This is a genomic window from Candidatus Leptovillus gracilis, assembly GCA_016716065.1.
Lineage (GTDB): Bacteria > Chloroflexota > Anaerolineae > Promineifilales > Promineifilaceae > Leptovillus > Leptovillus gracilis.
The window spans coordinates 201839-215430 of sequence record JADJXA010000008.1; the positions used below are offsets into that span (position 1 = coordinate 201839).

General features: G+C 58.7%; 14 protein-coding genes. 9 read left to right on the plus strand and 5 right to left on the minus strand.

Annotation, left to right across the window (positions count from 1 at the left end):
• Positions 1-151 precede the first annotated feature (151 nt).
• Together IPM39_20050 and IPM39_20055 are read right to left on the minus strand one after the other, a co-directional pair.
• Positions 152-709: a DUF2087 domain-containing protein gene (locus IPM39_20050; protein MBK8988329.1), complete on the minus strand. Its 558-nt coding sequence runs from the start codon at positions 707-709 to the stop codon at positions 152-154.
• On the minus strand, positions 706-984 hold the full coding sequence (locus IPM39_20055) for a hypothetical protein (protein ID MBK8988330.1): 279 nt from the start codon (positions 982-984) through the stop codon (positions 706-708). Before IPM39_20055 ends, IPM39_20050 begins: the two co-directional genes overlap by 4 nt.
• Before the next feature lie 229 nt (positions 985-1213).
• Here IPM39_20055 and IPM39_20060 point away from each other — a divergent pair, with 229 nt between their 5' ends.
• From IPM39_20060 to IPM39_20085, 6 genes are all read left to right on the plus strand, one after another.
• The gene (locus IPM39_20060; protein MBK8988331.1) at positions 1214-2014 is read left to right on the plus strand and encodes a dienelactone hydrolase family protein; all 801 of its coding nucleotides are present in this window, start codon (positions 1214-1216) and stop codon (positions 2012-2014) included.
• 3 nt (positions 2015-2017) lie between these two features.
• The gene (locus tag IPM39_20065; GenBank protein MBK8988332.1) at positions 2018-3994 is read left to right on the plus strand and encodes an amino acid racemase; all 1977 of its coding nucleotides are present in this window, start codon (positions 2018-2020) and stop codon (positions 3992-3994) included.
• 127 nt (positions 3995-4121) lie between these two features.
• Positions 4122-4328: a zinc ribbon domain-containing protein gene (locus IPM39_20070; protein ID MBK8988333.1), complete on the plus strand. Its 207-nt coding sequence runs from the start codon at positions 4122-4124 to the stop codon at positions 4326-4328.
• 112 nt (positions 4329-4440) lie between these two features.
• On the plus strand, positions 4441-4734 hold the full coding sequence (locus IPM39_20075; protein MBK8988334.1) for a metal-sensitive transcriptional regulator: 294 nt from the start codon (positions 4441-4443) through the stop codon (positions 4732-4734).
• Positions 4734-4883, plus strand: a complete 150-nt coding sequence (locus IPM39_20080) for a hypothetical protein (protein ID MBK8988335.1) — start codon at positions 4734-4736, stop codon at positions 4881-4883. Before IPM39_20075 ends, IPM39_20080 begins: the two co-directional genes overlap by 1 nt.
• A complete protein-coding gene (locus IPM39_20085) occupies positions 4871-5161 on the plus strand; it encodes an OsmC family protein (GenBank protein ID MBK8988336.1) in 291 nt (96 codons plus the stop codon). The genes IPM39_20080 and IPM39_20085 overlap by 13 nt, the downstream gene beginning before the upstream one ends.
• A 432-nt stretch (positions 5162-5593) precedes the next feature.
• Here IPM39_20085 and IPM39_20090 read toward each other — a convergent pair whose 3' ends face one another.
• A complete protein-coding gene (locus IPM39_20090) occupies positions 5594-6493 on the minus strand; it encodes a R2-like ligand-binding oxidase (protein MBK8988337.1) in 900 nt (299 codons plus the stop codon).
• A gap of 206 nt (positions 6494-6699) precedes the next feature.
• On the opposite strand from IPM39_20090, the gene IPM39_20095 reads away from it, so the two are divergent.
• Both IPM39_20095 and IPM39_20100 read left to right on the plus strand, forming a co-directional pair.
• Positions 6700-6894 (plus strand): hypothetical protein, encoded by a 195-nt coding sequence (locus IPM39_20095; protein ID MBK8988338.1) that lies wholly within the window; start codon positions 6700-6702, stop codon positions 6892-6894.
• Positions 6891-8543 (plus strand): hypothetical protein, encoded by a 1653-nt coding sequence (locus IPM39_20100; protein ID MBK8988339.1) that lies wholly within the window; start codon positions 6891-6893, stop codon positions 8541-8543. Before IPM39_20095 ends, IPM39_20100 begins: the two co-directional genes overlap by 4 nt.
• Positions 8544-8611: 68 nt before the next feature.
• Here IPM39_20100 and IPM39_20105 read toward each other — a convergent pair whose 3' ends face one another.
• Positions 8612-9706, minus strand: coding sequence for a pyridoxal phosphate-dependent aminotransferase family protein (locus IPM39_20105; GenBank protein ID MBK8988340.1), 1095 nt, complete (start codon positions 9704-9706; stop codon positions 8612-8614).
• A 114-nt stretch (positions 9707-9820) separates the two neighbouring features.
• Here IPM39_20105 and IPM39_20110 point away from each other — a divergent pair, with 114 nt between their 5' ends.
• On the plus strand, positions 9821-10327 hold the full coding sequence (locus IPM39_20110) for a copper chaperone PCu(A)C (protein MBK8988341.1): 507 nt from the start codon (positions 9821-9823) through the stop codon (positions 10325-10327).
• Positions 10328-10361: 34 nt separating this feature from the next.
• Here the strand turns inward: IPM39_20110 and IPM39_20115 are convergent, their stop codons facing one another.
• On the minus strand, positions 10362-13577 hold the full coding sequence (locus IPM39_20115; protein MBK8988342.1) for a hypothetical protein: 3216 nt from the start codon (positions 13575-13577) through the stop codon (positions 10362-10364).
• Positions 13578-13592: the final 15 nt, after the last annotated feature.

The window sequence follows — 13592 nt, forward strand, 5'->3', positions numbered from 1 at the left end:
TTTAGATTGTAACATCTCAATAATCTGGGGAGCCTCCGGGAGGCTTGTCGTTACCGTCACGGTCGTCTCTAGCCCCGTTTACGGGGCGTCGTTGTTTAGCCTGGGGCTTTAGCTCCAAGACGCAGCAGACCGCCGGGTAACAGCTTTCTGGTTACGGCTTCCGGTACACGCCTCTCTCCCTCGTCATCAGGCCGTGCTCGATCAGGCCCCGCCGCAAAGCGGCCACGTCTTCGTGAAAATCGAGCAGAACAAAGTTGACCTCTTTCTCGGAATAATCGCGCCCGATCTCAAAAGCCTCTGCGATTTTTTCCAGAACGATTTGCTGCTTTTTTAGCTGCGCCGGCAGAGTTTTTAGCTGCCCATGAAGAAAGAACGTTTTCAGCACCTTGTCGCGGTAGGCGTCTGCTTCTACGCTGGCGTTGACATCTGGCAGGGGGAGTTGTACCAGGTCGGCTAACGACCGCTGCCACACCCCTTCCGCCAGCGAATACACCTGGTAATATTGGTCTTTGACGGCCGTTATCAGCCCCACCTCACTCAACTGCCCCAGATGATGAGAAATAGTCCCCGGCTGCAAGTTCAAAATAGCCGCCAACTCTTCACCATGTCGCGGCTTGCTGCGAATCAGATTCACCATCAACAACCGCGCCGGGTGTCCCAGTGCTTTAAACAACTGCGCCCGCGCTGTCAGGTCACTTTCCGCGCTCATCGTTCATTTTCCCAGGGCTTGCTGCCGGTAGCCGCGTGATACGCTCCGGAAAAAACGCCCCGCATCGTACGCACCGTGCTGAGTTTGATTTGTTCCTTGATCAGATTTTCCCGGTCATTCATCGCCCGGCGCAGTTCAATCTCCTGCTCGCCGTGCCGGATAATGGCGTCGGTGATCAGGGAAAAGGCTTCTTTGACTTTGTCCACCTCTGCCAGGCCAGAAGCCATGATTGCCTGATATTTGTCCATAATGTAAGGATCGTTTGGCGGTTCCATGTTTATCTCCTTTCTGTCCAGCGTGCCAGCCTTTTGCCGGCGACAAGCCGACGGGCAGTCGGCATTCTATTGCTGTGTTTTCACAGTAAAATAATACAAAATGATTCGACAAATGTCAAATCAAAGATACAAAAACCAGCATGATTAGTGTGAAATTTAGATACCGACACAGTTGCCGATAACATGGTACTATCGGAACAAATTTTTGGCGTGATGGAGGATATTGCCCGTGAAATGGATCAAACGAATTGCTGCGACGTTGGCCGTACTGCTGCTGTTGTTCATCCTGGTAATCGGTGGTGTGATGTTGTTCGATGTGCTTGCTGGTTCGCAAACGGCCGATTTTAGCAATATCGCCTACAGCGGGGCAGACGACACGAAACTCCTGGGCTACCTGGCCCAACCGCCCGGCGAGGGACCCTTCCCGGCGGTGTTGATGCTGCATGAATGGTGGGGCCTCAACGATGGCATCACCCAATTGGCCGACGCCCTGGCCGCTGAAGGCTACGTGGTATTGGTCCCCGATGCTTACCGGGGCAATCTGGCGGAACAGGTTCCCGGCGCGCTCTTCCTGCGCCTGACCACGCCGACGGAGGAAATTCACGCCGACCTGGATGCGGGGTTAGCCTACCTGCGGGCGCTGCCCGGCGTAGACCCGGCGCGGGTGGCGGCGTTGGGCTTCTGTTTTGGCGGCGAACAGTCGCTGCAAATCAGCCTGCGCCAGCCGGAGAATCTGGCGGCGACCATCGTGCTGTACGGGTCACTAGAAACAGACCCAGCGGCGCTGCAACCCATCGCCAGCCAGCCGCTTTTAGGCATATTTGGCGCCGAGGATGCCCAGATTCCGCTGAGTGAAGTGGACGCATTTGCCGCCGCCCTGGACAGCCTGGGCGCACCGGCAAACATCACCGTGTACCAGGGGGTAGGCCACGCTTTTGTCACCGAAGACAATTACAACCAACCAGGCGCGGCCGGCGACGCCTGGCGGCAGATGAAGCAGTTTCTGGCCCAGAATCTTGGCGGAGCCTGAGCGATGGTCGGCGATAAACCGATTGGCATTGTGGCCGGAGTGGGGCCGTTTGCCGGGCTGGATTTACTGGGCAAGATTTTGGCGGAAACGGCCGTTCACCGCGACCAGGACCACCTGCCCATCTACAGCCTCTCGCAGCCAGACGAAATCCTGGACCGTACCGAATACCTGCTGGGCATCGTCGCCGAAAACCCGGCCTACGCCATCGCCGGCCAGCTGCAAAAGCTGGCGGCGATGGGGGCGCAGGTGGCCGGCATCCCCTGCAACACAGCCCACGCCGCGCCCATTTTTGATGTGATTATGGCTGAATTGCGCGCCGCCAACTGCCAGATCCACCTGCTGCACATGATCCGCGAAGTAGGCAGGCATCTGCGCGATAACCATCCGGCTATCCAAACTGTTGGCGTGCTGTCCACCACGGGCACATATCGGGCGCAAATCTACCCACAGATGTTGGGGGAGGTCGGCTTTATTGTGCTTGCGCCGGATGAAGCGATGCAGGCGGCGCAAATTCACCCGGCCATTTACGACCCGGTGTATGGTATCAAGGCCACCGGCGCGCCGACCAATCAGGCGCGGGCGCAGTTGATGGCCGGGGCGCGGGCGCTGCGCCAGCAAGGTGCGGAAGCCGTCATCCTGGGCTGCACGGAAATTCCGCTGGCAATTGAGACCGCGCAGATCCACGACATGATCGCCATTGACCCGACGCGCATTTTGGCGCGGGCGCTGATACGGGAAGCGAGAAGAATTTCGGATTTCGGATTGCGGATTGCGGATAAGAATCTTCCGCCGCAATCCGCAATCCGCAATATTGGAGGTTTGATGCCGCGAATACGCGAGTTGGGAATTTATGACGGCCGTCTGCCCACCGGCCCGCTGAACGCCATTACGGATGTGGTCGGGGTGGCGGTGGGGCATTTTACGCTGGTCGAGGGCGAGGGGGCGTGGACCGGACACGGCCCATTTCGCACCGGGGTGACGGTGGTTTTGCCACATCTGGGTAATCTGTATGCCGAAAAAGTGGCCGCAGCCGTCCACACCATCAACGGCTATGGCAAGGTGATCGGCTTTGAGCAGGTGCGCGAATTAGGCAACCTGGAGACGCCCATCGCCCTCACTGGCACGCTGAACGGCCCACGAGTGGCCGACGCCCTGATCAGCGTGATGATTGCCCAAAACCCGCACATTGGCCTGGGTTTTGCGGCCACCGGGCGGCAGGGTTATGCCAGCGTCAACCCGGTGGTGGGCGAGACCAGCGATGGCTTTCTGAGCGATATGCAGGCGCGACCGATTGGCGAAACGGCCGTGTACGCCGCGTTGGCTTCTGCGACCACCGGCCCGGTAGCCGAGGGCGTGGTCGGCGCGGGCACGGGCACAAGCTGTTATGGCTGGAAGGGCGGCATCGGTACCGCCAGCCGCCGCCTGCCGCCAGAACAGGGCCGGTTTATCATCGGCGCCCTGGTGCAGAGCAATTTTGGCAGCCCGGAGGAATTGACAATTGCCGGGGTGAATGTGGGGGCAAAGTTAAGGCCGGAGATCGCGGGCGGCGACAGGGGGTTAGGGACGGGGCAGGGAAACCAACCCTCAGCCCTTAATCCCCATCCCCGCAATGAAGGCTCCATCATGGTTGTGCTGGCGACGGATGCGCCGTTGGATGCGCGGCAGTTGGGGCGGTTGTGCCGCCGGGCGGCGTTTGGGTTGGCGCGCACTGGGTCTACCGGTCACGGGGGCAGCGGTGATTTTGTGATTGCTTTTAGTACGGCGTACCGGATTTTGGACAGGCCAGAGAAAGTGGTGGGGCAACGGCCGTTTCTCGACGAACAGCCGATCATGAGCGCCCTCTCGCTGGCTGTTATTGAGTCGGTGGAAGAGGCAATCTACAACAGCCTGCTGATGGCCCACACGGTGGTGGGGCGGGATGGCAATACGCGCTATGGACTGCCGGCAGAGGCGGTGTTGGCCGTAATCCGTAGTCCGTAAACGGAACACGGATTACGGTTTACGGAACACGCCCTATATAACGTTCTTGCACGGATGATTGAATTTTACGCTGGTCTGCGCTATACTCCCCCAGAGTATATTGTGAAGCAAGGAGCAATACAAAACTATGCCGATGTACAGTTATGTTTGCCACGATTGTGGGCAGCCTTTTGAGAAAAAACTGCGCATGTCGGAAGCAGGCGACGCGCAGGAATGCCCTACGTGTGGCAGCCAGCACACGCGCAAATCTATTGGTGCGGTAGCCGCCGTTGGTGGCGCGTCGCGCAGCAGCATCCCGCTGAGTGTGCGGCCACCCAGCAGCCCCTTCTCTTGAGCGGGCGGCTGCTAGACCGGCCGTGCGCCGGTAATTGAAGAAGGGAATTTATACAAAGAAACAAAGGGACAAAGGAGCAAAGTTTGTTCTTTGTGCCTTTTGTTCCTTTGTAATGAAAAATCTTATGAACGTACAATCAACGGCCGTAAAAGATGACATTCAGGTGCGGCTGCGCCGCATTGAAGGGCAGGTGCGCGGTGTACAGCGCATGGTGGACGAAGAGCGAGACTGCCGCGAGATTGTGCAGCAGTTGAAAGCGGTGCAGTCGGCCGTCAAGACAGCGACAAATCTGTTTTTGCAGGCGTATGCCCGTGAGTGTTTGTTGAATGACGAGGACAGTACCGCCGAAGAGCGGGCGGCGTTGGTGGATGATTTATTGAATTTGATGACAAGGATGGAAAGCTAATGGCACATCGTAAAACAGCGACCCTGCGTTGGACAGGCGAAGACACGAATTTTGTGACGACGCTGGGGGCAGGGTATCAGGTTTTATTTAAAGCGCCACAAGCCGACGAGACGGGCGGCAGCCCGATGGAGTTCTTTTGGCCGGGGTAGCTGGCTGTACCGGCGTTGATGTGGTGTCGATCTTGAAGAAGATGCGCCAGGATGTGCAGGATTTGACGGTGTTTATTGATGGCGACCGGGCTGGGGAGTATCCGATGGTTTATACGGACGTGAAGATTGTCTACACCATCAAGGGCAAGGGGATTGACTCAACGGCCGTAGAAAAAGCCATCGAACTCTCCATGACCAAATACTGTTCGGCCAGCATCACTTTCAAGCGGGCCGGAGTGCATGTGACCACAGAATATGTGATTGAGGAAGTTGGTTAGGTGAGTGGGTTATACAAACCCGCAACAGGCAAACAAAAAACGCCCACTTGTGTGGGCGTTTTTGCGTTAATAAAGAAACCCCGGTGAGGGACATAAGTCGGGGGGATGGTCAATAAGGAGGCGTTTGTATGTTTATTGAATCTCTTAGCGGCCGACGACAGATGTTGGCTCCGGCCTCATGATACCGCCGAAAGCGAGCTGGCACACCAGAGGAGATTCGGTAACGCGCTTTTGACCCCGCTTATGTATCAACCGGGGTAATATGGAAACGGAAATTGTTAATGTGTTCTACTTGCATTATAGATGGTGGGGGAAACGGCCGTCAATCCCCCATCGCCTTAAAATTTGCGGGTGGCTTCCGTGTTCCGTGTTCCGTGTTCCGTTTACGGCTTACGGCTTACTGTTTACGGTTTACGGCTCACGGCTTCCGCCTCATCCATCATTCTGGTCAATAACGGCCTGGGTGACGCGGTAGATGTCGTCCAGAGTAGCGCCGCGGGCGCGTTCGACGCGGGCGATGCGTTTTTGGAATTGCGCTGTGGCGTAGTCTATAAATTCCGACTCTTGTAAGCCAAAGGGAATGGGGTCGTAGCAGTCGAAGGCGTCGCCGATGACACCCAGTCCAGGAATGAGCAGCTCATTCATCGTCTCTTCGACCACATCCCACAGGCTGTCGTCTTGGGCGACCAGGCGAGAGATGAGGAAGATGCCGTAGGCGATGTGGCGCGATTCGTCTTGCTTGAGCAAGTGGATGCCCTGCCGCGCGCCGGGCATCAGGTTATTGCGTTCCAACACGGTGAAGTAAGAATGGTAGCCGGTCTCCGCCAACATACCTTCGACAAGCAGATTGTAGGTAACGGCCGCTTTCACCTGGGCGGCCGGGGAAACGTCCTGCCTGAGGGCCTGAAGCGTCTGGGGTAAGGTCTCGTAGAATATCGTGCGATAGTTGGGGGTGTGGTAATGGCTCAGGTCGAAGGACGTGCCGGTAACAGTGTCCAGGAAGCGGTGAAAGAAGTCGGTGTGTTTGGCTTCCTCAAAGAGGAAAGTGGTGAGGTACATCTCTTCTTCCAGGCGGCCTTCCTGGGCGATGACCTGGATCAGGGGCAGCAAGTCCAATGTAACGGCCTCTTCGCCCGCCTGGAAAAGGGCCGTCAGCCGCAGGAGCAGGTCTTGCTCGTCGGCAGCCAGATTTTGCCAGTCGGTGATGTCCTGGCGGAAATCAATGTCGCTGGGGTTCCAGATGCCGAACTTTTTGGCCTTTTCGTACAGGCGCATGGGGGGGATGTCGCGGTTGAGGCCGCGCGTCGTAGTGACGAAAGATTCATGTAACATGGTTGGTCTCCTCTGGCTAAATGGGGAGCGGTTGGGCTGTGTATGTTCAGGCCCCCGGATTGGGAAAAAGTTGATAGCGCCTGATTTTAGCCGGTTCAGCAGCAGCAGGCGAGAGTTGGATGGGCTGCTCGCGTCCGGTTTTACCCGGCGTCGTTTTAGGATAAACTTGGGCGCTGTTTGAAACCTTTGCAGGGAAAGATAGATCAATGACAAAACGACAATTAGGATATGCGTTTATTGCTTTGGGCGCGTTGGCGGCCGTTGGTTCTTTTGCCAACGACGTGCTGGGTGGTGGCAGTTTTCAGGGTATTGGGCCGACGCAGCGGCTGGCGCTGCTGGCCGCCGGGGCCATCATCCTGGTGGGTCTGACGCTGCTGCCCCTGGGGGACCGCCCGGCATGAGCGATGAATCTGTTACGATGGCAGGGGGGTCAACGGCCGTTTCCCTGCCCACCAAGCTCGTTTTTTACCTGCCCCGCGTCCTCATCGGCCTGGCTTTGGCCGCCTTCGTCGGCTATTTTATCGTCTACGCCATTTACGCCTACCGCCTCTTCCAATTCCCCTTCGATTATGATCAGGGCGAAGGGTTCGAGTTGATGGATACCCTGCTGTTCAGCCAGGGCCAATGGCCGTACCGCGACAACAATACCTATCCATTTTACTCCTCCAATTACCCGCCGCTGTTCCATGTGGTCATTGTGCCGCTGGTCTGGTTGTTTGGCCCGCAGTATTGGACCGGCCGGCTGGTCTCTTACCTGGGCACGCTCATCACCGCCGCAGCTATTGGTTATGCCGTGCAGCGCGAAGGCAAACGGTGGTGGCTGTCGGCGTTGGCGGGGTTGGCGTTTCTGGCATCCAATTACGTTTACCACGTGGGGCCGCTGTTCCGGCAGCATATGTTCATGGTGATGTTCGAGACAGTGGCGGTGGTATTGATGGCGGCAACGATTGCCAAAGAAGAGGCGACGGGGAAGCGGTTGAACGGCCGTCTTCTGGTTGTCATGCTCCTGCTTCTGGCCGCCGGCTATACCAAGCAGCTTGCGTATGCCACCGTGGCCGCTGTCTTCATCTTCTTCTTCATCCGCCAGCCCAAACGGGCGGTGCTGTGGGCTGTTCCCTTTGCCCTGGTGACCGGCCTCATCTTTTTGTGGATTGATTGGTCCACCAACGGCATGTGGCTGCTCAACACCGTCACCGCCAACCTGAATCCGTTCATCCGCGAGCAGGCCATTGGCCTGTTCCGGCAGTGGTTCACACTGCACACCGTTCTCGCTGTGACGGCGCTGCTGTTTGCCGTTTACCAATTGTATTTCGAGCGGCTGTCGCTGTATGCCATCTGGTTTGTGGCGGCGGTATTAAACAGCGTGACGGCCGGTAAATGGGGCGCGGGCGAGTCTTATTTTGCCACGGCCATTGCCGCGAGCTGCATTCTGACCGGACTGGCATTTTATCGCGTGGTGGCGTGGGCGGAAAAGCGAGACGGCCGTCGCCTGATTGGCTGGCAAACGGCCGTACTCACGGCCATCGGCCTGCTGTTTCTCATCCAGGCCAACAAAATGTTCCACATGCCCACAGACGTGCCCGCCCTACGGACCATCGCCGCCGCGCTGGGCAAACCCACCGAGGTGTGGATTGCGCCGCAGACCTCTTGCTCCGCCCCACGCGACCCGGAGATGATCCCCTATGTAGATTCGGCCGGGGTCTCCCTATTGGGCCGCCCACCCAATGCCGCGGACACGGCCGCCGGGATTCAGATCGCCAATTTTGTCGCCGCCGGGCAAACGGCCGCCTTCGCCGAAGACGCCGGGTTCAACTTTTACGTGGGCCGCGACATTGTTACCAATCCGACGCAGCTTCTCAATCTGTACAACAACAATCAGGTGGATTTGACGGAAATGTTGGCAATGCTGGACGCGCAGGCGTTTGATTCAGTTGTCCTGCGGGCGCAGTTTTACCCGCCGCCCGTGCTGGATGTAATTGGGCAGCGCTACGAGACGGTGGAACTGGTGCAGATGAACGGCTTCGTCTACTGCCTGATGCGTCCGCGTTAGTCGGTGGTCAGTGTTCAGTGTTCCGTACTGAACACTGAATACTGGTCACTGATTCCTCAGACCAACGCCTAAAGCAGTTTCCCCAGCGCGCCTGCCAAATGGTCAATCTGCGTCGGGGTGTGGCTGGCGAAGATGGCAATGCGCAAGGCGCCGCCATCCGGTACGCTGGTATAGCGGGTGGAGTGGGCCACCAGGATGTCCTGGTCGAAAAGACGGGCCTGAATGCGCGCCAGGTCCAAACCAGGCTGCTGCGTCAGGCAGAGAATGGGGACCGGCGTCTCGGCCAGCGGCCAGCCCAGGGCGCGAATGGCGCGGCGGGCATGGGTCACGTTGGTTTGCAATTGGCGGCGCAGCGAGTCATCATGGCGCAGCAGGTTGAAGGCGGCTGTGGCGGCAGCAGCGGCCGGAAGTGGTGGACGGCTGGCCCCTTCTTGTACATTGGCGTAGGCGGACAGTTCGCCTATCAGCGCGGCGCTGCCGACGACGAAGCCGCCATATGCGCCCAACGCTTTGCTGAGGGTGTGGCCGGTGAAGCATTGGGCCGTATCGGTTATGCCAAAATGCTCCAGCGTGCCCCGGCCGTTTTGCCCCAACACCCCGGTGGCATGGGCATCGTCCAGGCAGAGCAGGCCATCATACGGCCGTATCGCCGCCAACAGCTCCCCCACCGGCGCAATCGCCCCAGACACCGGAAAGACGCCATCGGTCATGATGCACGGCCGTTCCCCAGCCCGCAGTTCTTGTTTACATAACTGTGCCAGATGGTCCGCATCCAGGTGGCGATAAGCGTGCAGCGGCTTACCGGCCGTGCGCGCCCCATCCCATACGCTGTAATGGGCCTGCTCATCCACAAAAATCCGTTCGTAACGAGTTTGCAAGCCCTGAGACAGGATGGCGTTGCCCAGGTAGCCCGAAGCATAATACAACATCTTCGCCGCGCCAAAATAGGCGCAGGCCGCTTCCTCCAATTGGCGGTAGATGGGATGGCTGCTGCCAAAACCGCCGGAATTCGCCAGACCATAAGTTGTCAGGGCGTTCACGGCCGCCTGCCTGACAACGGGGTGGTTTTGCAGCCCCAGATAGCCACAACCGGCAAAATAATCTACGAGACGGCCGTTCATCACCGTCTGCGCTCCCATTGGCCCCTGCATGTCGTAATCCATTCCCTACCACCTGAATCCTGTTTTTGCGCTTGTAAAACAGACGTTATACAATGATATATATCTCAAAATCTATCACATCTTCACATATTTTGAGAAGATGGAGGAGCGTGTACGATGAACCGTATCATTGCAGCATTGGTTATGGCACTGCTGGTCATGGGAGTGGGCTGTTCAGGGAAGGCTGCCGATAACATGGGCATGACATCGCAAGCAGAGTCAGATGAGTTGCTGGTCATGAACGTGTGGGGACGCAATTCGCCCATGGCCGCGCCCAACGGCGCTTTTTACATGACCATCGTCAACAATACCGATAAAGACGAGCAGTTGTTGAGCGCCTCGGCTAACGTCTGCGCCGTGGTGGAACTACATGAAATGTACATGATGGACAACAATGCCATGGGGATGCGCCAGGTCACTGGCGGCGTCATCGTTATCCCGGCCGGCGAGACGGTGGAACTAAAAGTGGGTGGCCTGCATGTCATGTGCATTGATAAGACGCGCGCTTTGGAATTGGGAGAAACAATCCCTGTGACTCTCAATTTTGCCAATGCCGGCGAGATGACAGTCAACGCTGAAATCCGCGAAGAGGCGATGGACAGCAGCATGAATATGGGTGGCTGAGGTTAGACCTGACAGGTCTAAACGTATCTTGAAGTTACGGCCGTAACCTTGCCCGCGCCCATTCCACCTCAAACACCTGCTCAAAATCGGCAATCGCCTGCGCATCTTCAGTGGCGAGGCTGTATTCTGTCAGCCCGCCTCCCACGCCAAAAGCGCTGTAGTGCAAGTTTTGGCTGCCGATAATCATCAGTTGGTCATCCACCACCACCACTTTGGAATGGACCGGGCCTCTAAAGAAACGAATCTCTACCTGATCCAGTAATCCCAACTCGTCCAAACGAGTGGTGAGGGCGCCCATAGCGACATTGTTCTCAATGCCTTCAAATGGCCCCGGTTTCACCAGAATCCGCAGACGCGCCCCATTTTGCACTGCCTGAATCAACGCATCGGTGTAAATTGGCGCATCATCCACATTGCAGACATTGAACAAGACGTTCAAGTTACAAACCATGTGCAAGGTGAACATCACATGGAGGATGTCTACTGTCTCTCGCGCAGCGGCAATGACATCGGCCGTCTGTTGGTCCGCCCGGTCATGAACCCGCGAACGGTACAGGGAAAAGGCGATGGCGTCGTCGCCGGGCAGATAAAACTTCAGCACTTCGGGCACATGATCGGCCGTGGCGCTGCGGTCGTAGCAGGTGGCCTGCCAGGGCAGCCCTATCGGCGGATTGAATTCCAGGCAGTGGCGTCCATCGGCCCCCTGCCACATATCGTCGAACATGCGCAGCGAACCCTGCGCCACCGGCCCGGTCATTTGCAGCCCCACGTCAAAGCGGTCGCCACCCCGACCTGAGGGGTGGTCCGAAGGGAAATGGTCGTGGGACATGTTAAATCCGGCGGCGATGGTGATTTTGCCATCCACGATCAGCGTCTTGACGTGGCTGTGGGGAAAATTACCATCATAATCGGCCACTTCCAGCCGCCAGCCCAGCGCCTCGTCTTCCATTTTGTCTATGCCCGCCGCGCGTAAATCCCCCAGCAGCGTCCAAAGCTGGCCGGACGTTTCGCCGCGCGCCAATTCCGGCGGGTTGCCCAGCATCAGGCGCACCGTCAGGCCGCGCGGATACTGCTCCGGGTGGGCCTGCAAATTGCGGTACAAATCCCCGATGGCTCCGGCGACGACGCTGCCGGGGCTGTCGTTGTTCCTGGCCGCGTCGTACCACATGGTGGAAAACAACACTTCGTACTGGGCGGCGCGAATCAGGTCCGCCATCACGTCGAACGCGCCGTTGGGCGTGGGCGGTTGGGGCAGCCCATATTCCGGCAGCGGGTTGGGGGTCAACACCAGGCGATCATATTGGTTTTGGCAGAAGGGAACCGGGACATCGGGCGGTTGGTAGATGGGCTGCCGGGCGACGTCGTACAAAATCTGGCTCAGGTAAGACAAATCGGCTGGGTTGCAGGCGTATGGCACGTAGGCGGCGTATTGCAGACCGTCGGCCGCGGCCCAGGCCAGGTGCAGGCTGCCATCGGGCACGGCCGTTAGCGACGGCCGTGCATCTGGGAAACTGCGCCCCACCAAAGCCGGCGGCGTCCAACCATTGGTGGCGCGCACGCTTTCGTAGACCACGCTGGCAGCGTGAGCCGCGCCGGTGGCGTTGGTCACTTCGCTGCCATACCAGACCGCGTGAACTTGCCCGGCTGCATCCAGGGCCAGCGCCGGACGGCTGCGGCAGACGCCGGCGGCCACCAGTTCCGTCTGCCCGGCGTATTGGTACACCACACCTTCGTCGGTGCAAAAGGCGACATGGGGCTGGTTATTGGCGTCGTGGGTGATGGTCGGGGTACGGCCGTCGGCCAACACGTCTGGCGCGGTCCAATTCAGGCCATCAAACTGGGCCAGGCCGATGGCGCCCGCCTCGTTGGTAAAAACCAGGCGGAAGCTCTCGTCTAGTTGGGGCGCGGCGGCGGCGGTGGGCACGCAGCCAGCGGCCGTGGGCTGCGGCGCGCCGGCCACCGACCAGGCGACGTAGGGCAAAATCCCAGCCCGGTTGGCCCACACCAGCAGCACCGTATCACCCTGGACGGCCAGGGCGGGCTGGCTGTTACCTAAAACCGGCGGCTGGGCGCACAGATTGGCCGGGGGAATGGCTGTTGGCGTCAGACACGCCCCTTGCTGGCATTGGCTGACGAAGATGTCGTTGTTGGATGCCCAGGCCAGGTAGACACGGCCGTCGGCGGCCAGGGCGACAGCCGGTTCAGATGGCGCGCTGGTCAGGATGGTGGTAGGTGTTTGCCACACGGTTTGCCGGTCGGCGGCCGACCACTGCCCTTCTTGCAGCAGCAGGCTGTCTTCGTACACCCAGGCTAGGACGAGACGGCCGCTGCCGTTGGCGGCAATGGCTGGTTGGGAAAGGGTGGGAACGGCCGTTAGCGCCGTCCCATTCAACCAATGCGCGCCCGTCGTTTCCAGGGCCAGCACCGGCTGCAAACCAGAGTCTATCGGCGTCAACAAATCAGCCACAGCGGCCAGAATGGGGCGCAGGAAAACGCCCAACAGCAGCAGCACAATCACAGCGATCAGCCAGCGATTACGCCAGCCGCTCCAGGTGAGGGCGCGCGTCGGCGAGAGCAGCTCATCCGCGTCAGCCGCCATCCGGTGATAAGCCAGCCCCAGGCTTGCGCCGCCCAACGCGCCAAATAGCAACAGGCCAAACAGCAGCCAGCCATATGGCCCGGTATCCACATCGCCGTCGAATACGTTGAACACGAATCGCCAGATAGTCGCCCCTAACACAGCGCCGCCCAGGCCAAAACCGGCGGCGCTCCAGCGGGTGATGGGTGGAAACCGGCGGCCGGCCGTCCACAAACCCAACGAACTCCCCACAATCAGGCCAAAAATCAGGCCCACAATGCCAAAAATGAGGTTAAAGACAAAAACGGGCGTGGAAGAAATATCATAAAAGGCCAACAGAGAAACGATGAGGATGATGGGGAAAAGCAAGAGGCCGTAACCGACGCCAAAGGTAATGCCGCTGCGCCAGACATAGCCCCAACGCCCCTTGCCCTGCCCAATCGTCGGCAGCGTCCAGCCGCCGACGACCCCGCCCAGCAGCCCGCCCAGCCCGGCGATGAAAAAGGCCAGCAAGACGCCAAACAACAGACGCAGCACCGGATTGCCGTATAGGAACCAGTTGGCCGGAACCCGGTTAAACAAGAAAAAGCTCATTATATTGCCCAACAGCAGCCCAAAGCCATAAGCCAGGCCGCTGGTGAGCATTTGCATGGGACGGGTCATCGTTTTCATCGGCTTGCCACTCGA